Here is a 19,009-nt window from a genome sequence, read left to right on the forward strand (position 1 = left end):
GGGTCGACCGGGCCGTCGGTGCGCCCCGCGCCATCCCCGAGGGGCACCCCGGCGTCCGCCTGCTCCCCCGTTCCGCCGGGGCCTGCCGGGGTGTCGTTCGTCCTCGGTCAGCTCGCGGCGAGGAGCTGGAGCGTGTCGATCACGCGGTTGGAGAAGCCCCACTCGTTGTCGTACCAGGCGACGACCTTGATGTGGCGGCCGTCGACGCGGGTGAGGGCCGAGTCGAAGATCGACGAGGCCGGGTTGCCCGTGATGTCGGACGACACGAGAGCGTCCTCGGAGTACTCCAGGACGCCGGCGAGCGGGCCCTCCGCCGCCGTGCGGTAGGCGGCCAGGACCTCGTCGCGCGTCACGTCGCGGGCCACGGTCGTGTTCAGCTCGACGATCGAGCCCACCGGGACGGGGACGCGGATCGAGTCGCCGGACAGCTTGCCCTCGAGGTTCGGCAGCACCAGGCCGATCGCCTTGGCGGCGCCGGTCGTCGTCGGCACGATGTTGACGCCGGCGGCACGGGCGCGGCGGGGGTCGCGGTGCGGGCCGTCCTGGAGGTTCTGCTCCTGGGTGTAGGCGTGCACCGTCGTCATGAAGCCGTGCTCGATACCGGCGAGTTCGTCGAGGACGGCGGCCAGCGGGGCGAGCGCGTTGGTGGTGCACGACGCGTTCGAGACGATCGTGTGCGTGGCCGCGTCGTAGGCGTCGTTGTTCACACCGAACGCGAGCGTGACGTCGGCACCGTCGGACGGCGCGCTGACGAGGACCTTCCTGGCGCCGGCGTCGAGGTGCGCGCGGGCCGCCTCGGCGGAGGTGAAGCGGCCGGTCGCCTCCAGGACGACGTCGACGCCGAGTTCCGCCCAGGGCAACTGAGCCGGCTCCCGCTCGGCGAGCACCTTGATGCGGTGGCCGTCGACGACGAGGGTGTCCCCGTCGACGGTCACGGGGCGGCCGAGGCGGCCGGACGTCGAGTCGAAGGCGAGGAGCCGGGCGAGCGCGGCGGGCTCGGTGAGGTCGTTGACGGCGACGACCTCCAGCTTGGTGTCGCGTTCGAGCAGCGCGCGCAGCACGTTGCGTCCGATGCGGCCGAATCCGTTGATGGCGATGCGAGTCATGAGTGGTGTCCTTCCGGTCCCTGCGGGTTCCCTCCCAGCCTCGCTCGCGCGCCGCCGCCGTGACACCGGCGAGATCGCCACGGTCCGCAAGGATCGCGCCATCGGGTGGTGGGGCTATTCGCCCTGGGTGAAGGTGCGCCGATACTCGCTCGGGCTGGTGCCGAGAATGTGCTGGAAGTGGAGCCGCAGATTGGCGCCCGTGCCCAGGCCGACGCCCGCGGCGATCTGCTCGACGCTCCACTGCGAACGCTCCAACAGCTCACGCGCCATGTCGATCCGGGCCCGCATCACCCACTGCATCGGGGTGTAGCCGGTGTCGTCGGCGAACCGCCGCGAGAAGGTCCGCGGTGACACCGCCGCGTGCTCGGCGAGCCTGTCGAGGGAGAGGGATTCACCGAGCCGGTGGAGGGCCCACTCGCGGGTGGCGGCGAACCGTTCGCCCAGCGGCTCGGGCACACTGCGTGGCACGTACTGGGCCTGACCGCCGCTGCGGTAGGGAGCGGCGACCAGGCGCCGGGCCGCGTGGTTCGACGCGGCCACACCGAGGTCGCCGCGCAGGATGTGGAGACAGAGGTCGATGCCCGAGGCGGCGCCCGCCGAGGTGAGCACGCTGCCCTCGTCGATGAAGAGGACGTTCTCGTCGACGTGGACGAGGGGGTGCTTCGCCGCGAGAGCCCGGGTGTAGTGCCAGTGCGTCGTGGCGCGCTTGCCGTCGAGCAGCCCCGTGGCGGCGAGGGCGAAGGCGCCGGTCGAGATGGCGGCCAGCCGTGCCCCTCGCCGGTGGGCGGCGATCAGCGCGTCGACGACGGCCCGCGGCGGGTCCTCGCGGTCGGGGGACCGGTAGCCGGGGACGAAGACGATGTCGGCCCAGGCGAGCGCGTCGAGGCCGTGGGCGACGTGGTACGACAGTCCGTCGCCGCCCGTGACGAGCCCGGGTTCCGCGCCGCACACCCGTACCTCGTACGGCATGCTCGCGCGGGTCGTGAACACCTGCGCGGCAATTCCGACATCGAGCGGTTTGGCCCCTTCGAGCACGAGGACGGCGACGCGATGCAGACGGCTTTCTGACACGGTGAAAGGGTACGTGGCCTGCGCTCGCGGGCGGGTCGGCCGGGCCGCATGGGGAGCCGGTCTGAGGACGGGACGCGCCTGTGCGAGGGGCCGGGGCCCCAACGGCGCCGCGCCGTCCGCAGATTACAGCGATATCACTTCGACAACCCCCTTCACGGGAGCCACACATGCCGTGCGAGGATGCGGCCTCCGGTATCGAATACCGGCGTAGAGGGGAACACCATTGAAATCAAGGAAACTGAGCCGTAAGCGGCAACGCGCGACCATAGTCACGGCGGCGGCCGCATCGGTCGTCGCCGGAGCGGCGCTGCTGCCCAACTGGTCCGCCGGCGCGGCCAGTGTCGCCGCCGACCCCAAGGTGGACGCGTCCACGAAGGCCACCTTCCAGAAGCTGGCCGACGCGGTCTTCACCGACCGTACCGACGCCCTGGTCGACAACGGGACGAGCAAGCGGACCACGTCGCGGTTCTCCGGCGACGTGCGTCTGTCCTCCACCCAGACGCGCACCGAGAAGTCCGCGCTGTCGCAGCTCGAGGGCCGCAAGGACCGTCTGGCGAAGCTCGGCGAGAAGTACCGTGCGGGCAACACGACGGTCTCGCTGGACACCACGAAGGTGAAGGGCCGTCACGCCACCGTCACCGTCACCGAGACGACGACGCTGACGTACGACAAGGCCACGGGCACCGAGCCGAAGACCACCGGCTTCCAGGCCCACCACCAGCTGACGTTCAAGGCCGACCGCAAGGGCGACTGGCAGCTGACCGGTGTCCGGGACACCGACGACGGTGTCGCGGTCAACCAGGTCGCCACCACCCCGCTCGTCGCCGCCCCGAAGACCGCCGACGACGGGCCGCCCACGGCCGCCCGTTCGGCGATCACGAAGAACCCGGCAGCGAACCCGAAGAACCTCACGGCCTCCGGTTACGACTACAAGGCCATGGCGGCGTACGCGGCCAAGTACTGGAAGACGTACAACCCGGCGTACCCGGACTTCAACGGGGAGGGTGCCGGCGGTGACTGCACCAACTTCGTCAGCCAGTCCCTGAAGGCCGGTGGCTGGAAGCACGTTCCCGGTTACACGAACGACTTCCACAACTGGTTCGGTACCGCGGACATCCAGTCGGACTCGTTCATCGGTGTCAACGAGTTCTCGTGGTTCGCGCTGTCCTCGAAGCGTGTCACCAGCCTCGCCAACGTCTACCAGCTGGACATCGGCGACGTGCTGCAGATGGACTTCAACAAGGACGGGTCCAAGGACCACAGCATGATCGTCACGTACCGCAGCCCGCAGGGTGTGCCGTACCTGTCGTACCACTCCACCAACACCTACAACAGGTCGGTGGCGAGCATCATCGCGTCGTACCCGAACGCCGCGTACTACGCCTACCGCACCTGACGGTCGGCGGAACGGGGCGGGAGTCGGCCGAGTGCCGGGCTCCCGCCCTTTTGCGTGGCGCCCGACCGCATCAGCCCCGTGGGCGCGACCGGACGTCAGAGCCAGGTGGTGCCGAGCCAGGCGGACGCCGCCGCGGCGACCAGCAGGGCGATGTTGAGGCCGATCAACCGCGCCTCGCCGCGGGAGACGTGGACGGCGATGCCCCCGACCTGGATGAGGACGAGGCCCACCGCGGCGGCGACGGCGAGGACGGGTGCGATCCCGGTGAGGGGCGGCAGTATCAGCCCCGCCGCGCCGAGGATCTCCAGCGTGCCGATGACTCTGACCAGCGCCATGGGCACCCGGTCGACCCAGCCCATCATGGGCCTGAGCTGATCCTGGCTCCGGAGGACCTTCATGCCCCCGGCGTAGACGTAGAACAGCGCCAGCAGCCCCGCGACGATCCAGTACGCGACGTCCATGGTCATTCCCTCGCACAATAGTTACCCGGCGTAAGTTGCCCCATGATGAGTCACCGTCGAGGGGCTCACAAAAGGCACACGGGTGTGCGTCACGCACAGGGAGCTGTCATGTCGGAGTACGAGCACACATGCATGATCCGCGGGGACGGCGGGCGGACGATCCGCGCCGTGCTCGACCGCATCTGCGACAAGTGGACCCTGCTGATCGTGACGACACTCGACCAGGGCCGGCTGCGCTTCACCGACCTGCAGCGGCAGGTCCCGGGGATCTCGCAGCGGATGCTGACGCTGACCCTGCGGAATCTGGAACGCGACGGTCTGGTGTCGAGGACGGCGTACGCGGAGGTTCCGCCCCGGGTCGAGTACGCGCTGACCCCGAACGGCCGGAGCCTCATCCCGCCGGCGCTCGCGCTGGCCGGCTGGGCGATGGAGCACATCGCGGACATCGAGGCGAGCAGGGCCGCGTACGAGGAACGAACCGGCTGATGCGCCCCGACCGGGAGCGGCGGCCCGGCAGTTCAGCGGGCCGTGCTCACACGACCGGGGGTGGGCCGGACGCCGGACCGGTCCGGGGCGGATACTGGCGGCATGGGATTCGTCGTCTTCATGACGCTGCCGGGGCTGGTCATCCTGCTGACGGCGGTGGCCTTCGCCGACCAGCTCGTCCTGCGTCTGGGCCGGGCGGGACTGCTGCCCTGGCGGAACAGCGTCCGGCACGGGCAGATATCGGCGACCGGTTTCGAGCAACTGCACGCTACCTTCTCGCCGGGCAAGCAGAGCGAGTTGAAGGAACGGCAGTCGGCGCTCATCCTGCGCGACGACGAGGAGGACGGCGCGCCGCCGAACAGGACCATGGTGGATCTGGACGGTGGAACGGCGGTCGTCCGCATGCCCGCCGAGCGGGTCTCTCGGGGACGCCGGTAACCCGATCGAGCGGGCGGTCGCGCGGGCCCCGTCGAGGCGGGAGTGGTGGGACGCGCGGGACGCACCGGCCGGCAGTGCGACGCGAGGTCGCCCGAACGGCAGGTCGACGGTCCGCACCGGCGCGCTCCGTAGGATGCGGCTCATGTCTGACGTCGCGCCTCGTCCCGAGCCGTTCACTCCGCGGACGGCACCCGCCGCCCTCGACGACCTGCGGGCACGGCTGCGCGGAACGCGGTGGCCGGACCTGCCGGAGGACGCCGGTTGGGCGCTCGGCACCGATCTCGACTACCTCCGCGAGCTCGTCGCGTACTGGGCCGACGGCTTCGACTGGCCCGCCCAGGAGGCGGCCCTCGCCCGGCTCCCCCACTTCCGGGTCCCGCTGGGCGGCCTCGGGATCCATTTCGTGCACGCGCGGGCCGTCGCGCCGAGCGGTCCGGTGCTGCCGCTGGTGCTCAGCCACGGCTGGCCGGACTCGTTCTGGCGGTACACGAAGGTGATCCCCCTCCTCACCGACCCCGGTGCCCACGGTGCGGACCCGGCCGACGCGTTCGACGTGATCGTGCCCGACATGCCGGGCTACGGATACTCCGACCGCCCCACCGGCGCCCCCCTCGACTCGATCGCCGTGGCCGGTCTGTGGGCCGAGTTGATGTCCGTACTGGGCTACGACCGCTTCGGCGCGGCCGGTGGTGACATCGGCAGCCATGTGAGCCGGTACCTGGCACTCGACCACCCCGACCGGGTCGTGGCCGTCCACCGCATGGACGGGGGCCTGCCCGTGTTCGGCGGTGACCCCGCCGACCTCACGCCCGAGGAGCGTGCGTGGATGGAGGGCGCGGCGGCGTGGGGAGGGTCCGAGGGTGCGTACGCCGCCTTGCACCGCACGAAGCCGCAGACGGCGGCCGTCGGGCTCACCGACTCGCCGGCCGGGCTCGCCGCCTGGATCGTCGAGAAGCTGCGGGCGTGGAGCGACTGCGACGGTGACGTCGAGCGGTGCTTCACGAAGGACGAGATCCTGACGAACGTCACGCTCTACTGGCTGACGGAGACGATCGGTTCGTCGATGCGCATGTACCGCGCGAACGGCGCGATCCCGCCCGCCCAGCTCGCCCGGCGCGTCGAGGTGCCGTCCGGCTTCTCGATCTTCCCCGGCGACCTGGTCCGCGCACCCCGTGCCTGGCTGGAACGCACGACGAACCTCGCCCGCGCCACGGAACCATCGCGCGGCGGCCACTTCGCCCCCTTCGAGCAGCCGGAACTGTACGCGGAGGAACTCAGGGAGTTCTTCCGCCCGTACCGCCCCGCACGGGCCTGAACGGGGCCTGAACGGGCCCGAAGCGGCCTGCTGTCGACCACCACGGTCAGGATGGCTGAACCGGAGCGTCCAGACGCTCCGTGGGTCCGCCGAACGCCAGATGCAGCCGCCGGTTCGCGATGAGCCACCGGCCGTCGACCCGGCGGAACGTGTCCTCGTAGTGACCCACGTTCGCGGGCGCTCGGGGCGGCACCAGCGTGCCCTCGGTATGGCCGTCGACGCGGTAGGTGGCGAAGTAGGTCGTCGCGGCGGCGGTGTCGGGCGGGTCGACGGTGACCAGGATGTTCGTGCACATCCTCCGTGAGAGGCGGTCCACGGGTCGCGAGCCGAAGTAGGCGCGCAGGGACTCCCGGCCCACGATCCGGCGCCCGTCGTACGGCCACTCCCACACGCCGTCGGCGGTGAAGAGGTCGCACACCGTGCCGGGTTCACCGAGATCGAGCCGCTGCACGAGCTCCAGCACCAGCCGCTCACAGGCCCGCTCGGCGAGCAGCAGCTCCATCGGGTCAAGATCGTGAAGAGTCATGTCCCCTTCCTACCAACAGGGTTGAGCGCTCAGTGTCAGGCCCCTGCCGGACGCGGCGCCAGCGGTCCTCTGCGTGGCCCGTCGCGCCTCAGACGCGCCGGACCAAGCGGGGGTCCAGGTCGAAGGAGACGTCGTCGCCCTCGGTGATACGGCTCTGGAGGACGTCGGCGTGGGTGATGGCGAAGTCGCCGTTGGGCAGGGTGCCTCCGAAGTGATCGCCCATGACCGAGCGGGGGAGGAAGGGACGCAGGTCCTCGGGCACGTCACGGCCGTAGTCGACGGGGCTGCCCCAGTCCTGCGGTGCCTCGTCGGTGCCGAACAGGACCCAGTGGTCCACCGCCACGTCGGCTCCGGGGTCGGGTACGGCACCGGTGTGGCAGTCGAGCGCGGGCAGGGTGAGCAGGTCGGGGTCGATGGGCGGGTACCACATCAGCAGCGGCTTGGCCCGCGCCGCCTGCTTGTTGTCGAAGCAGCACACGGCGATGGCCTGTCCCGGGTAGCGCTCCTCGTAGAACCGCCACAGCTCCCCACCGAGAGCCGGTCTCCTGTGCTCGGGCACCCGGGCCAGGGCGGTGGGAAGGGCTGCGGGGTCGTGCGCCAACAGCACGGTGTACACGTCGTGTTCGAAGACCTGGACCGCGGGCACGGCGTCACCTCCCATCCAGTCCATGGCGTCCGGAAGGGGTCCCGCCCCGACGGGCTTCATGGCGTCCACCATGCTCTGGAGGAGGTCCGAAGCAGTCCCCACGGAGAGGAAGTTCCGCCGGCCCATGCGGTACGTCGGCAGGTGCAGCACCATCGCGTTGGGCCCGTCGGCCAGATTGGCCACGGTGTTCTGATAGCCCAGCACATGGATGAGCCCGTGCTCGGGGTGCCTTAGCCGGCCTCCGTACAACGTGGTGCCGGTGAAATCGGCTTCGCCTGTCGAGACGCACATCCGGACACCTTAGGAGGCACCCCGCGTCGCGTCCCGCGCGAGGTGCTCACCGGGGCCCGTGCGGCGGAGGTGGGTGTGGGGCCGCGGAGGGATGGGTGTGTGCGGCGTTCAGGAGGTGGGAGGCGCCGCGGACGGACGCGGTGTGGGGAGCGGGGGCCGGCGTGACGGGTGCGTGCAGCTGCTGGGTGAGGCGGTGGGTGATGTCGGGGCGCAGGGCTCCTCCGCCGGCGAGGAGGACGCCTCGCCGCAAGGCGTCGAGCGTCAGGGTGGTGCGGTCCTGCTCCAGCATCGTGGTGACCATGGCGACGACGGCGTCGGTGACGCGTGCGGGCGGTTCCGCCGGGTCGAGGTCGCCGAGCCCCAGGTCGGTGCGGTGGGCGTCGATGACGGTGTCCTCCGCGAGGAGGACGACCTCGGTGATGTGGGCGCCGATGTCCACGACGAGCAGCGCGGTGGTCACGTCGGCGCCGGCCGCCGCCGCCACGGCTCGCGCGGAGGGCACGGTGATCACGGTGGAGGGGCGCAGGGATTCCACCGCGATGCGGGCCTCGGTACGGAAGGCGACGCCTCCGAGGACGGGCGTGGTCAGGATGAGCAGCGGCCGGCCGATGCGCGGCAGCCGGTGGGTGAGCAGTCGGTCGAGCATGCGGGCGATGCCGGGGGTGTCGACGATGGCGCCCCGCCGGACCGGGTGCACGGGGCCGTCGCCCGAGAAGGTGACCGTGGGGACGTCGAGGATCATGCCCCGGGCGGACGTCCACGCGCGTGTGCGGGCGCTGCCGAGGTCGAGGGCGATGCCGTGGCACGTACGGCACCGGGGCCAGGCCCGGTGCCGTAGGGGACGAGGGGCCGTGGTCATCGACCGGCCTCCCTGACCTGCTGACAGCGACCGCAGTAGCGGGCCTGCGGCACGACGGCCAGCCGCTCCCGGCCGATGGCCGCGTGACACAGGTGGCAGGTGCCGTAGCCGCCCTCGTCCATGCGGGCGAGCGCCGCCTCGACGTCGGCGAGGACCATGCGCGCCGACGCGGCGAGCTGGACGCGGACCTCGATCTGCGAGGCGGACCGCCCGGCCGGCGGTCCCTCGGTGCGGCTCGGGGCGGCCGACCCCATCTGGTCGAGCTGCTCGCGCCGGAACAGGCGCTGTTCGTGCAGGTTCTCGCGCAGCGCGGCGAGTTCCCTCGCGGACAGGCCGGTGTCGCGGTCGTCGACGGTCTGACGGGTCACCACTTCATCCCCTCGGGCAGGGTGGAAACGGGATAGGGCGGGGGCGAGGGCGGGGAGGCCGGCGCGGGGCGGGAAGAGGTTCCGCCCACGGGCCGGGCTCTCAGCCGGTGCCGTGCAGGCAGGGGACGCAGAACCGTGTGTAGGGAAGGATCTCCAGGCGCTCCACGGGTACGGGCCGTGCGCACGCCACGCAGACGCCGTAGCTGCCGTCCTGGATACGGCTGGAGGCGTCCTCGATCTCGGTGAGGACCCGCTCGGCCACGTCCCGCTGCGCCGCCATCACCTGCTCCTCCGCGTCCGGCCCTGCCGCGTCCATGGCGCGCAACTGGGCGAGCCGGGCGTTGCGTTCGTGTTCGAGACGCTGACGCACCTCGTGCGTCGTCAGGGTCCGGGGACGTCGAGTCGTGTTCCGGGGCGTGTCGAGGGACATGGCGGTTCCTCCCTGGGGGACTGCGGGGCTGAAGGGCTGGGGACGGAGCCGGTGGGCTGCGGCCGATGCGGACGCGGGGATCGCGTCCCCGGCGGGCAGGTCCGTGGCCGCCGGTTTCTTGTTCTGTCCTCAACCCTGACGCTCCGCCCCGGGGATTCCCATCGGGCGCAGTACCCATTTGCGGTCGTCCGGCGGGGCCGGTGGAGGCAGCGGGCGCGGGCCGGAAATGGGCATTGGACCCCATCGACGGCCGCGGGCGCTCCGGGGCAGGCTGGACGCCGGGCCGGTCGCCGAGTCGGCCGCGATTCCCGGTCCGGGTGCGCGGTGACGGACAGTGGAGACAGAACCGTGCTCGTGAGAAAGGCGTCATTCCGTTGTCCCTGTTCTGGCGGCTCTTCGCGCTGAACGCGCTGGTGCTGGGAAGTGCCACCGCGCTGCTGCTGTGGGCCCCGGTCACGGTGTCCGTTCCGGTCGTGCTGACCGAGGCGGTCGTCCTCGTGGCCGGTCTGGCCGTGATGCTGGTCGCCAACGCGGCCCTGCTGCGGATCGGACTGGCTCCGGTGGCGCGGCTCAGGAAGCTGATGACGACCGTCGACCTCCTGCGCCCGGGACAGCGGCTGCCCGAGCGGGGCCGCGGTGAGATCTCCGAGCTGATCCGTACGTTCAACGCCATGCTGGACCGCCTCGAACAGGAGCGTGCCGCCAGCAGTTCCCGCGTGCTCCTCGCCCAGGAGGCGGAGCGGCGCCGTATCGCCCAGGAACTGCACGACGAGGTCGGCCAGACCATGACCGCGATCCTGCTGTCCCTGAAGCGCTCCTCGGACCAGGCGGACGAACCCCTGCGCGGTGAGCTGCGGCAGGCGCAGGAGATCACGCGGGAGAGCCTGGACGAGGTGCGCCGCCTGGTACGACGGCTCCGGCCGGACGTCCTGGAGGATCTGGGCCTGGTCAGCGCCCTGACCTCGCTCACCGGCGAGTTCGCCACCCACACCGGGTTGCGGGTGTCGCGCGCCTTCGCCTCCGGCCTGCCCGACCTGGACCAGCAGACGGAGCTGGTGCTGTACCGCGTGGCCCAGGAGGCGCTGACGAACGCCGCCCGGCACGCGGAGGCCGCGCGGGTCGAGGTGAGCCTCCGGCACACGGACGACGGCACGGTCGTGCTGGCCGTCACGGACGACGGCCACGGGGGTGTCCTCGCCGGCGAGGGCGCCGGAATCCGTGGGATGCGTGAGCGCGCGCTGCTGATCGGGGCCACGCTCGACATCACCTCGGCGGCCTCCGGAACGCAGGTCCGGCTGACCGTGCCCGACGCGAGGAAGCAGTCATGACAACGCCCGACGCATCCGTGATCCGGATCCTCCTCGCCGACGACCACGCGCTGGTGCGGCGCGGCGTGCGGCTCATCCTCGACCAGGAACCGGATCTGACGGTGGTCGCCGAGGCGGGGGACGGGGCCGAGGCGATCGCGCTGGCCCGCGCCAACGACGTCGACCTGGTCGTCCTGGACATCGCCATGCCCCGGATGACCGGCCTCCAGGCCGCCCGGGAACTCGTCGCGCTGAAGCCGGGACTGCGCGTGCTGATGCTGACCATGCACGACAACGAGCAGTACTTCTTCCAGGCTCTGAAGGCCGGTGCCAGTGGCTATGTGCTGAAGTCCGTGGCCGACCGCGATCTCGTGGACGCGTGCCGTGCGGCCCTGCGCGACGAGCCCTTCCTCTACCCGGGCGCGGTCACCGCTCTCGTCCGCACCTACCTGGACCGCCTCCGTGACGGCGAGGAACCCCCGGACCAGGTCCTGACGCCCCGCGAGGAGGAGGTCCTCAAGCTCGTGGCCGAGGGCCACTCCTCCAAGGAGATCGCCGAAATGCTCTTCATCAGCATCAAGACCGTCCACCGGCACCGGGCGAACATGCTGCACAAGCTCGGCCTGCGCGACCGCCTGGAGCTCACCCGCTACGCGATCCGCTCGGGCCTCATCGAGCCCTGATCCTCCCCGGCGACCGCGCCGAACCGACACCCCCCGACCGCCTCAGGGCTCCGGCCGCCCACTCCCCCGTCGGAGCTCTGAGGCCTTCCTCGGCCGAAGCGTCATGCCCCGGGACGCGCCTGGGCGCCGGCCGCGCCGCACTCCGTGCCGATCCGTCCGCCGCCCGAGGCCGCCGCGGGCCCCCGCGTCCGACCACCCACCCCGAGCCACCCACCGGAGGCCTGCCGTGCCCGGCGCCCCGCGCATCCGTGCGCTGATCTCTCTCGCCGTCGTCGCCCTCTCCCTCGCCGTGGCGCTGACCGTGCCCCTCCAGCTCGGTCTGGACCTGCGGGGCGGAACCCAGATCGTGCTGGAGACCCGGCCTCCCTCGCCGGCCGACGCGGAGGCGGACACAGGCGCCGGACCGGACGGTGGAGCCGTCGACCGGTCCAGCGCCACGGACCGCACCGTGGAGGTGCTGCGCGGGCGTGTCGACGCGCTCGGGGTCTCCGAAGCCACCGTCGTCCGCTCCGGCGGCGACCGGATCGTCGTCGAACTGCCCGGTGTGCAGGACCCCCGGCACGCGGCCGACCTGCTCGGCCGCACGGCTCAGCTCACCGTCCACCCCGTTCTCGGCATCGCCGCCGGCCCCGACGACACGCCCCTGCCCCTCCCCAAGCGGCCTCACCAGCAGGTTCTGCCGGACGAGTCCGGCGCGCTGCTGCGCCTGCGGGCTCCGGCCCTGACCGGTGCGGACATAGCCTCGGCGGACGCCCTCTTCGACGGAGAGACCGGAGCCGGGTGGCACGTCGCGGTCGGTTTCAGGGGGGCCGGTCGTGACGGATGGGCCCGGCTGACCGGCGAGGCGGCCTGTCACCCGGCGGGAGATCCCGCGCGCCGCGTGGCCATCGTGCTGGACGGCAAGGTCATCTCCTCCCCCCAGGTCGACCCTTCGGTCTCGTGCGGCTCCGGGATCGGCGGCGGGGCGACGCGCATCAACGGTTCGTTCGACGGCACCGAGGCCCGCGAGCTGGCGCTGCTCATCCAGGGGGGTGCCCTGCCGGTGCCGGTGGAGACCGTCGAGCAGCGGGTCGTCGGGCCGTCCCTCGGGGCCGAGGCGATCCGGGCGGGCGCGTGGGCCGCGGTCGTCGGAACGGCGCTGACCGCGCTGTTCATCTGCGTCGCCTACCGGCTCATGGGTGTTCTGGCGACGATCGCCCTCGCCTGCTACGGCCTGATCTCCTACGCGGCGCTGGCCGCCGTCGGCGCCACGCTCACCCTGCCGGGGCTCGCCGGGTTCGTGCTGGCCATCGGGATGGCGGTCGACGCCAACGTGCTGGTCTTCGAGCGCGCCCGCGAGGAGCACGCCGGCCGGGCCCGTGCCACGCCCCGCTCCTCGCTGAACGCCGGTTTCCGCGGTGCCTTCAGTGCGATAGCGGACTCCAACGTCACCACCCTCATCGCCGCGGGTCTGCTCTTCTTCCTCGCTTCGGGTCCCGTACGCGGCTTCGGGGTCACCTTGGGCATCGGCGTCCTGGCGTCGATGGTCAGCGCCCTGATCGTCACGCGCGCGCTCGCCGAGCACACGGTGGGGCGCCCCTGGGCCCGCCGGCGTCCACGGCTCACCGGCATCGCCCACACGGGCCACGTCCGCGACGGCCTGCGGCGCTGGAATCCCCGTCCGATGCGTACGCCGCGCCGCTGGCTGGCCGGCTCCGCGGTCGCCCTCGTACTGGCCGCGTCCGGGGTGGCGGCGCGGGGCCTGGACCTCGGTGTGGAGTTCACCGGTGGCCGCCTCGTCGAGTACGCCACGACGACTCCCGTCGCCCCCGACCGGCTGCGCGACGCGCTCGCCGAGGCCGGCTTTCCGCACGCTGTCGTCCAGGGCGCCGGGAACGACCGGGTCATCGTCAGGACGGGCCCGCTGACGAACGCGCAGGCGGCCTCCGTCAGCGCGGTGGTGAAGGATCTGGCGCCCCGGGCCGAGACGGTGCGCGACGAGTCGATCGGCCCGAGCCTCGGACGGGAGCTTCGACGCGGCGCGGTGATCGCTCTCGCTGTCGCCCTCGCCGCCCAACTCGTCTACCTTGCCGCCCGTTTCCGCTGGCTGCTGGGCACCTCGGCGGTCGCCGCGCTCGCCCACGACGTCGTGATCCTCCTCGGTGTCTTCGCCTGGTGGGGCAAGCCGGTCGACGGCGTGTTCCTCGCCGCGCTCCTGACCGTCATCGGCTACTCGGTGAACGACTCGGTGGTCGTCTTCGACCGCATCAGGGAGCTGCGCCGCCTCGACAGGACGGCGCCCTTCTCCCGCACGGCCGACCGGGCGCTTCTGCAAACGCTGCCGCGTACGGTCAACACCGGTCTGGGCGCGGCCTTCATCCTGACGGCGCTGGCGGTGTTCGGCGGCGGCACGCTCACCGACTTCGCCCTGGCTCTCCTCATCGGCCTGGCGGTGGGCACGTACTCCTCGATGTTCGTCGCCACTCCGCTGGCCGTCGAGTTCGGCGGCCGGCTCCCCGCGGCGGGCGACGCGCCCTCGCCCACCCGGCCGTCGGCCGAGCGATGAAGCGCGCGGCGGTCTCCTCAACACCGCTGATTCGAGGACACGTTGACTGTTCGACTCGTCGGGTGATCAGTACGCTCGGAGTGACCCCGGCGTCCAGTTCGAGGAGTTCCATGTCCACGGCACGACAGGCCCCCGACATCCTTTCGCCCGAGTTCGCCGCGAACCCGTATCCGGCCTACCGGGTGATGCGTGAGGAGGAGCCGCTGATCTGGCACGAGGCGATGCAGAGTTACATCGTCTCGCGGTACGCGGATGTCGAGCGGGTCTTCAAGGACAAGAAGGCCGAGTTCACGACCGACAACTACAACTGGCAGCTGGAGCCGGTGCACGGCCGGACGATCCTTCAGCTGAGCGGGCGGGAACACGCCGTGCGGCGGGCGCTGGTGGCGCCGGCGTTCCGGGGCAGCGATCTGCAGGAGAAGTTCCTGCCGGTCATCGAGCGCAACTCGCGCGAACTCATCGACGCCTTCCGACACTCCGGTTCCGCGGACCTCGTCAGCGACTACGCCACCCGTCTCCCGGTCGACGTGATCGCCGACATGCTGGGCCTGGACAAGGCCGACCACACCCGTTTCCACGGCTGGTACACGGCCGTCATCGCGTTCCTCGGCAACCTCGCGGGCGATCCCGAGGTGACGGCGGCGGGCGAGCGCACCAGGGTCGAGTTCGCCGAGTACATGATCCCGGTGATCCGCGCGCGGCGGGAGAGCCCGGGCGAGGATCTGCTGTCCGTGCTGTGCGCCGCCGAGGTGGACGGCGTGCGGATGAGCGACGAGGACATCAAGGCGTTCTGCAGTCTGCTGCTGGCGGCCGGGGGCGAGACCACCGACAAGGCGATCGCGAGCGTCTTCGCCAACCTCCTGCGCAATCCGGACCAGTTGGCGGCCGTCCGGGAGGACCGCACCCTGATCGCGGCGGCTTTCGCCGAGACGCTGCGCTACACCCCTCCGGTCCACATGATCATGCGGCAGTCCGCCACGGAGGTGGAGGTCTCCGGTGGTGTCATCCCGGCGGGTGCCACCGTGACGTGCCTGATCGGCTCCGCGAACCGTGACGGGGACCGCTATCGCGAGCCCGACCGCTTCGACATCTTCCGCGACGACCTGAGCACGACGTCCGCGTTCACCGCCGCCGCGGACCATCTCGCCTTCGCCCTCGGGCGGCACTTCTGCGTGGGGGCGCTCCTCGCCAAGGCGGAAGTCGAGACCGGTGTGAACCAGCTCCTCGACGCCCTGCCCGGCCTCCGCCTCGCCGACGGCTTCGACCCCGCGGAGCAGGGCGTCTTCACCCGCGGCCCGCGGTCGCTGCCGGTGGTCTTCGACGCGGCGGCCGGATAGCACGGGCGGCAGGGCTCCGTGCCGGCCCGACCGGAGCCCTGCCCACGCCGCATCCGCGCCGCGCCGGCGGTGACCGGCCGCGACACCCTCGCTCCGGTTCGCCCGGGCGGGGCGGGTGCGCGACAGAGGACCCCGTCCCGGTGGACGCGGGACACCAGGCCGACGAACGTCGACCGCGGCCACGCCGCACGGGGCCCTCCGCACGATCCGCCCCGGGCCGTCACCGGGGTACCTGCGCACCTCTCCTGCCAGGCCGTCTAGAGTGACGCGCTCATGGGTGAGCACTACACGAACCAGCCGCCAGGTCACCCCACCGAGGGGTCGGCCGGCACTCCCCCACTGCTGCGCCTGCACCTTTTCGGCGGTTTTCACGTCACACGTGACGGTGGGCCCGCGCTCGCCGAGCGCTGGCCGCGGCCCAGCGCGCAGGCCCTGGTGAAGCTCCTCGCCGTCGCGCCCGGACACAGCCTGCACCGCGAGCAGGCGACGGAGGTGTGCTGGCCCGACGCCGATCCCCAGCAGGCCCTGGGGAGCCTGCGGGTCGCCCTGCACGCCGCCCGCCGCGCCCTCGAACCCGAACTCGCCCCCCGCAGGGCCTCCTCCTACCTCGTCTCCGACGGCGCTCTCCTGCGCCTGGACGCGGGGACCGTGTGGATCGACACCGACCATGCCGAGCGGCTGGCCGAGGACGCGCTGCGCACGCCGACCGCCCCCGGACTGGCGGCCGCGCTGGACGCGTTCACCGGTGAGCTCCTGCCCGAGGACCGCTACGCGGACTGGGCCCAGGCGCTGCGTGAACGGCTCGCCGGGCTGCGCGACCGGCTGCGCCTCGCGCTCGCCCAGGCGCTCCTCGACGACGGCGCGCCCGAGGAGGCCGCGGCCACGGCGCGGCAGGTCCTCGACGAGCATCCCGCCGAGGAACGTGCCCACCAGCTCCTGATGCGGGCCAGTCTGCGGCAGGGACTGCGCCGTCAGGCGATACGCCAGTTCCACGCCTGCCGGCAGGCGCTGGACGGCGAACTCGGCATCCGCCCGGGCCCCGTGACCGAGCGGCTGCACCTCCAGGCGCTCGACACGGACAGCCCCGCCGGGCCGGCCACCGCGGCCGGGCAGGCCTTCCTGCCGCCCGCCGTCCTGCGTGGCCCCGTGCCCGCGCCGCTGCGCGGACGCGGCCGGGCGCTCGACGACCTGTTGCGGCCGAGCGGTCCGCCCGTGCGGCTGATCGGCGGGGAGGCGGGGCTCGGCAAGACGCGGCTCGCTCTCGAAGCGGCGCGGCAGGCCTTCGCCTCCGGGACGGCCGTGCTGTGGGGTGCGGGTCATGACGCCGAGGGTCACACCCCGTTCGGCGCGTTCGCCGAGGCGCTCGACGGATGGCTGGCGGAACGGCCGCCCGCCGAACGGGCACGGACCGGTACCGAGCATCCCGAACTGGCGTCACTGCTCCCCTCGCTGGGGCAGGTCGGCGCGGCCGCCGAGCGCAGCCCGGAGGAGGAGCGCGAGCGGCTGTTCCGTTCGACGGCCGCGATGCTCCACGATCTCGCCACGACCGCACCGGTGCTCGTCGTCCTCGACGACCTGCACGCCGCCGACGTGGGGTCCTGGCAGCTCCTGAGCCATCTGGCCCGGCGTGCGGCGGCCGCGCACGCCGACTGGCGCTTCCTCGTGACCTACCGTTCCGAGGAACTCGCGGAGTTCGACCCCCGGCTCACCGTCCTGGACACCCTCGTACGGCAGCACCTGGCCGAACGTGTCGGCCTGGAGCGGCTCACTCGGGCCGACTGCCTCGCCCTCGCCGCCGACACCCTCGGCCTGCCGCCCGGACACGAGCCGCCCGAGCGGGTATGGGAACTGTCCCTGGGTAACCCGTTGTTCGCCCTGGAACTCGCCTCGGCTCCCGACGACGCGGGCGGTCAAACACCGGACGGGGTACGACAGTTGGTCGCCGAGCGGCTGGCGCGGCTGGGTCCCGCGGCGCGCCGGGTGGTGGAGGCCGTCGCGGCGGCGGGCGGCGACGCGGCCCTCTCGGACGTCCTCGACGTCGCGGGCGGCGGTCTGCATCCGCCGCTGTCGCCCGCCGAGGCCACGGCGGGAGCGGACGCGGCCATCGCGGCCTCCGTGCTCGCCGAACGCGACGTGGTCACCGACGGCCAGGGCGCGCCCGGGCTCGCCTTCCGGCACCCGCTGATCCGGCTCACCTGCTACGAACGCCTGTCGGCCGCCCGGCGCCGGCTGCTGCACTCCGCGTACGCCGAGACCGTACTGCGGCGCAGGCCCGAGGCGGTGGACACGCTCGCCGTCCATCTGACGCTGGCCGACGACCCGCGTGCGACGGGGTTCCTGCGCCGGGCGGCGGAGCGCGCCGCCGCACTGTGCGCCAACGACGCGGCCGACCACTACTACGTGCAGCTGACGGAGCGCCTCGACTCCGCGGCGGCCGAGGCTGCCTGGATCAGGATCGACCGGGCCGCCGTGCTGCGCCGTATGGCCCGCTACGACGACGCGGCCCTGATCCTGCGGGAGGCCCTGGAGGACATGCGGCGGCGCGGGGACGGCGACGGCCGGGTGCTGGCGGCGGCGCGGCTGGCCGAGGTCCTCGCCAAGTCGCGTTCGGCCACGGAGGGGTTCGCCTTCCTCGACGCGTCACCGCCCGCTCCGGGTACCGCCGCCGACGCGGCGGCGGCCCATCATCTGGGCAGGTCCGTGCTGTGCTTCGTGACGGGGCGCTATCCGGACGCCGTCGAGGCGGCGCGCTCCGCGCACGAGGCCGCCCAGCGGGTGACGGGCCCGGAACGGCGGGGTCTGCTGGCCAGGGCGCTCACCGCGCAGGCCACGGCACTCGCGCTGGCGGGCCGGTTCAGTGACGCGCGGCCGGTGGCCGACGAGGCGCTGCCGCACGCGGAGGCGTACGGCGATCCTCAGGTGCTGGCGTCGGTCCTCTCCGTCCTGCGGGAGCACGCGCGCCGCTCCGGCAGGCTGCGGGAGGCCACCCGGACCGGCCACCGCGCGCTCGAACTCGCCGAGCGCTCGGGCGATCCGACCGCGGCGGCCTTCGAGCGCGCGAACCTCGCCGAACTGCATCTTCTGCTCGAAGAACCGGGGACGGCGGCCGCACTGGCCGAGGCCGCGGTGGACGACGACCGCCAGCAGGGGGCCGTCACCTGGTCGACGGCGTACGCGCTGGCCGCCCTCGCCCGCGTCCGGATGCGGCCGGGCGCCGGCCCTGACGCCGAGACCGCGCCGTCCGCGGAGGAGTTGCTCGCCCGGGCCGCGGACGCGGCGAACGGGCAGGGTGATCAGCAGGCCCTGCACGAGGTACGGCTGGCACGCGCCGAACTGCTGCTGCGCCGACGGCGCCCCGCAGCCGCCCTGGAGCTGCTGACCGAGCCCGACGCGGCCACGACGGGGGCCGCGCCCCTGACCGCCTGGGCACGGCTGGGTACGGGAGACGGCCGGGGAGCCGCCGAGCTGGCGGCCCGTGAGACGGCCCGGGCGTGCGAGGCGGGCGAGCGGCTGGCCGAGGCGGACGCCCGTATCGCCCATGCGGCCGCGCTCGCCGCCCTCGGCCACGTCACCGAGGCCCATCAGGCCTTCGACACCGCGGAGTCGCTGTCGGCGGCACTCCCCTATCCCGCCGGAAGAGAACTGGTGAACCACATTCGCCCGTGAAGTCCCCAATGGCCCACTTCTCAGGCCGCTGTCCAGGTGCTTGAATGCTCAGAAATCTCGGCAACCACCCGATTTCTT

The 19,009-nt window shown here is 72.6% G+C and carries 17 protein-coding genes; 9 read left to right on the forward strand and 8 right to left on the reverse strand.

Translation table 11 applies throughout. The features are described from left to right. Positions 1 to 107: 107 nt before the first annotated feature. Positions 108 to 1,106: a type I glyceraldehyde-3-phosphate dehydrogenase gene (gene gap / locus OG406_RS03605; protein ID WP_164375349.1), complete on the reverse strand. Its 999-nt coding sequence runs from the start codon at positions 1,104 to 1,106 to the stop codon at positions 108 to 110. Between the two features lie 114 nt (positions 1,107 to 1,220). After that, entirely contained in the window at positions 1,221 to 2,177 is a 957-nt protein-coding gene (locus tag OG406_RS03610) for a GlxA family transcriptional regulator (protein WP_329183899.1), read from the reverse strand. Positions 2,178 to 2,400: 223 nt separating this feature from the next. On the opposite strand from OG406_RS03610, the gene OG406_RS03615 reads away from it, so the two are divergent. Continuing rightward, positions 2,401 to 3,573 carry an amidase domain-containing protein gene (locus OG406_RS03615; RefSeq protein WP_327407893.1) on the forward strand — a complete coding sequence of 391 codons (1,173 nt, stop codon included), beginning with the start codon at positions 2,401 to 2,403 and terminating at the stop codon, positions 3,571 to 3,573. A 95-nt stretch (positions 3,574 to 3,668) separates the two neighbouring features. On the opposite strand, the gene OG406_RS03620 is transcribed toward OG406_RS03615, so the two are convergent. Then, entirely contained in the window at positions 3,669 to 4,034 is a 366-nt protein-coding gene (locus tag OG406_RS03620; protein WP_329190636.1) for a DoxX family protein, read from the reverse strand. 108 nt (positions 4,035 to 4,142) lie between these two features. On the opposite strand from OG406_RS03620, the gene OG406_RS03625 reads away from it, so the two are divergent. The 3 genes from OG406_RS03625 (at position 4,143) to OG406_RS03635 (ending at position 6,273) form a co-directional block, all read left to right on the forward strand. Beyond that, positions 4,143 to 4,520, forward strand: a complete 378-nt coding sequence (locus tag OG406_RS03625; protein ID WP_081221460.1) for a winged helix-turn-helix transcriptional regulator — start codon at positions 4,143 to 4,145, stop codon at positions 4,518 to 4,520. Positions 4,521 to 4,622: 102 nt separating this feature from the next. Further along, positions 4,623 to 4,958 carry a DUF6191 domain-containing protein gene (locus OG406_RS03630; protein ID WP_329183903.1) on the forward strand — a complete coding sequence of 112 codons (336 nt, stop codon included), beginning with the start codon at positions 4,623 to 4,625 and terminating at the stop codon, positions 4,956 to 4,958. A gap of 142 nt (positions 4,959 to 5,100) precedes the next feature. Then, positions 5,101 to 6,273, forward strand: a complete 1,173-nt coding sequence (locus OG406_RS03635) for an epoxide hydrolase family protein (protein WP_329183905.1) — start codon at positions 5,101 to 5,103, stop codon at positions 6,271 to 6,273. 46 nt (positions 6,274 to 6,319) lie between these two features. Here the strand turns inward: OG406_RS03635 and OG406_RS03640 are convergent, their stop codons facing one another. The 5 genes from OG406_RS03640 to OG406_RS03660 form a co-directional block, all read right to left on the reverse strand. Further along, positions 6,320 to 6,799 carry a nuclear transport factor 2 family protein gene (locus OG406_RS03640; protein ID WP_329183906.1) on the reverse strand — a complete coding sequence of 160 codons (480 nt, stop codon included), beginning with the start codon at positions 6,797 to 6,799 and terminating at the stop codon, positions 6,320 to 6,322. A gap of 88 nt (positions 6,800 to 6,887) precedes the next feature. After that, a complete protein-coding gene (locus OG406_RS03645; protein ID WP_329183908.1) occupies positions 6,888 to 7,736 on the reverse strand; it encodes a hypothetical protein in 849 nt (282 codons plus the stop codon). Positions 7,737 to 7,782: 46 nt separating this feature from the next. Then, complete coding sequence (locus tag OG406_RS03650) at positions 7,783 to 8,595, reverse strand: rod shape-determining protein (RefSeq protein ID WP_329183909.1); 813 nt, start codon at positions 8,593 to 8,595, stop codon at positions 7,783 to 7,785. Next, a complete protein-coding gene (locus tag OG406_RS03655) occupies positions 8,592 to 8,963 on the reverse strand; it encodes a TraR/DksA family transcriptional regulator (RefSeq protein WP_443067047.1) in 372 nt (123 codons plus the stop codon). The genes OG406_RS03650 and OG406_RS03655 overlap by 4 nt, the downstream gene beginning before the upstream one ends. Before the next feature lie 100 nt (positions 8,964 to 9,063). Then, entirely contained in the window at positions 9,064 to 9,393 is a 330-nt protein-coding gene (locus tag OG406_RS03660) for a TraR/DksA family transcriptional regulator (RefSeq protein WP_326841497.1), read from the reverse strand. Between the two features lie 374 nt (positions 9,394 to 9,767). Here OG406_RS03660 and OG406_RS03665 point away from each other — a divergent pair, with 374 nt between their 5' ends. The 5 genes from OG406_RS03665 to OG406_RS03685 all read left to right on the forward strand — a co-directional run bounded on the left by OG406_RS03665 (position 9,768) and on the right by OG406_RS03685 (position 18,931). Further along, positions 9,768 to 10,721, forward strand: a complete 954-nt coding sequence (locus OG406_RS03665; RefSeq protein ID WP_267049576.1) for a HAMP domain-containing sensor histidine kinase — start codon at positions 9,768 to 9,770, stop codon at positions 10,719 to 10,721. Continuing rightward, positions 10,718 to 11,383 carry a response regulator transcription factor gene (locus OG406_RS03670; RefSeq protein ID WP_326841498.1) on the forward strand — a complete coding sequence of 222 codons (666 nt, stop codon included), beginning with the start codon at positions 10,718 to 10,720 and terminating at the stop codon, positions 11,381 to 11,383. Before OG406_RS03665 ends, OG406_RS03670 begins: the two co-directional genes overlap by 4 nt. A gap of 226 nt (positions 11,384 to 11,609) precedes the next feature. Further along, positions 11,610 to 13,928, forward strand: a complete 2,319-nt coding sequence (gene secD, locus OG406_RS03675) for a protein translocase subunit SecD (protein WP_329183915.1) — start codon at positions 11,610 to 11,612, stop codon at positions 13,926 to 13,928. Positions 13,929 to 14,038: 110 nt separating this feature from the next. Continuing rightward, positions 14,039 to 15,265, forward strand: coding sequence for a cytochrome P450 (locus OG406_RS03680; protein ID WP_329183917.1), 1,227 nt, complete (start codon positions 14,039 to 14,041; stop codon positions 15,263 to 15,265). A gap of 273 nt (positions 15,266 to 15,538) precedes the next feature. After that, the gene (locus OG406_RS03685; RefSeq protein WP_329183918.1) at positions 15,539 to 18,931 is read left to right on the forward strand and encodes an AAA family ATPase; all 3,393 of its coding nucleotides are present in this window, start codon (positions 15,539 to 15,541) and stop codon (positions 18,929 to 18,931) included. Positions 18,932 to 19,009: the final 78 nt, after the last annotated feature.

It is taken from the genome of Streptomyces sp. NBC_01428, from assembly GCF_036231965.1.
Lineage (GTDB): Bacteria > Actinomycetota > Actinomycetes > Streptomycetales > Streptomycetaceae > Streptomyces.